This window comes from Corallococcus sp. 4LFB (assembly GCF_046520365.1).
Lineage (GTDB): Bacteria > Myxococcota > Myxococcia > Myxococcales > Myxococcaceae > Corallococcus > Corallococcus caeni.
This window is the reverse complement of record NZ_JBKGHJ010001237.1, coordinates 1-462: the sequence shown is the minus strand read 5'-3', so window position 1 is coordinate 462 and position 462 is coordinate 1. Positions and strand designations below refer to the sequence as shown.

1 pseudogene is annotated in these 462 nt (G+C 64.3%); it reads right to left on the bottom strand.

The window, feature by feature from the left end:
* A pseudogene (locus ACLEQD_RS45110) lies at nucleotides 1–462 on the bottom strand (hypothetical protein); the annotation flags it as partial.

Genomic DNA, 462 nt, shown 5'->3' with positions numbered 1-462 from the left:
TCGCCTGCTGTCGCAGTCCGTCCCGAACAATCTTCAACGTTCCACCGTAGTATTTCATCGCATTGCTCGCATCCGTATTCAACTGCACGCGTAGGTCCTCGGCCTCGAAAGGCTTGAGGTTTCGACTCTTGAAGCTGAACGTCTCCACCCGAGGTGGTTGGCCCGGTGGCGGGCGCTCCTCGATGACGAGGACGTCGGCGTACCGGAAGTCCACCTTCGACACGCCCACGTGCGTCTCGATGCGCGGCTGCTCGAAGTCGCCGAGCCACCGCCGCTGTGCGCGGGGCAACGCAGCGTCCGCCTCCAGGATGGCGATCATGGTCCGCTCGAAAGCCATGCCCCGAGCATAGTAGGCGCGCATCCCCCCGTAGCCCTCCCACTTCAGGGGGCCCTTGACGGCGTCACCGTCCCGAATCTCCTTCAGCCGCCTCTTGCGGTAGGCGACGTACTCCTGCCAGAGCG